This is a genomic window from Ligilactobacillus sp. LYQ135 (assembly GCF_053711055.1).
On sequence record NZ_JBSJYT010000022.1, the window covers coordinates 1 to 789 of the forward strand.

Consider the following 789-nt stretch of genomic DNA (forward strand, 5'->3'; position numbering starts at 1 on the left):
TTTCAGACTCGCTTTCGCTGCGGCTCCGGTCTTTCCACCTTAACCTCGCATGCAAGCGTAACTCGCCGGTTCATTCTACAAAAGGCACGCCATCACTCGTTAACGAGCTTTGACTACTTGTAGGCACATGGTTTCAGGAACTCTTTCACTCCCCTCCCGGGGTGCTTTTCACCTTTCCCTCACGGTACTGGTTCACTATCGGTCACTAGGTAGTATTTAGCCTTGGGAGATGGTCCTCCCGGATTCCGACGGAGTTTCACGTGTTCCGCCGTACTCAGGATCCTGAACTGAGGAAACGAAGTTTCGTTTACAGGACTATCACCTTCTCTGGTTGATCTTCCCAGATCATTCAACTACTTCATTTCTTGGTAACTCAAATGTTCAGTCCTACAACCCCAAAAAGCAAGCTTTTTGGTTTGGGCTTTTCCCATTTCGCTCGCCGCTACTGTGGGAATCGAATTTCTTTCTCTTCCTGCGGGTACTTAGATGTTTCAGTTCCCCGCGTCTACCTTCTACTAAGCTATGAATTCACTTAGTGATGAAACCTATGGTTTCAGGTTTCCCCATTCGGAAATCTCCGGATCATTGCTTACTTACAGCTCCCCGAAGCATATCGCAGTTAGTCACGTCCTTCATCGGCTCCTAGTGCCAAGGCATCCACCATGCGCCCTTAATAACTTAACCTCAACTGTTGTTCAGTTGGTTATGAGTTTAGCGAATAAGAACTTTGATTCTTGTTAAAACTCTTAAAAACGCGGTGTTCTCGGTTATTAAGAAATAAATCAATAT

General features: G+C 46.0%; 1 rRNA gene. It reads right to left on the reverse strand.

Features of this window, described 5'->3' with window-relative positions:
* A 23S ribosomal RNA gene (locus ACWCL1_RS08910) occupies positions 1–684 on the reverse strand; the annotation flags it as partial.
* Between the last annotated feature and the right edge of the window lie 105 nt (positions 685–789).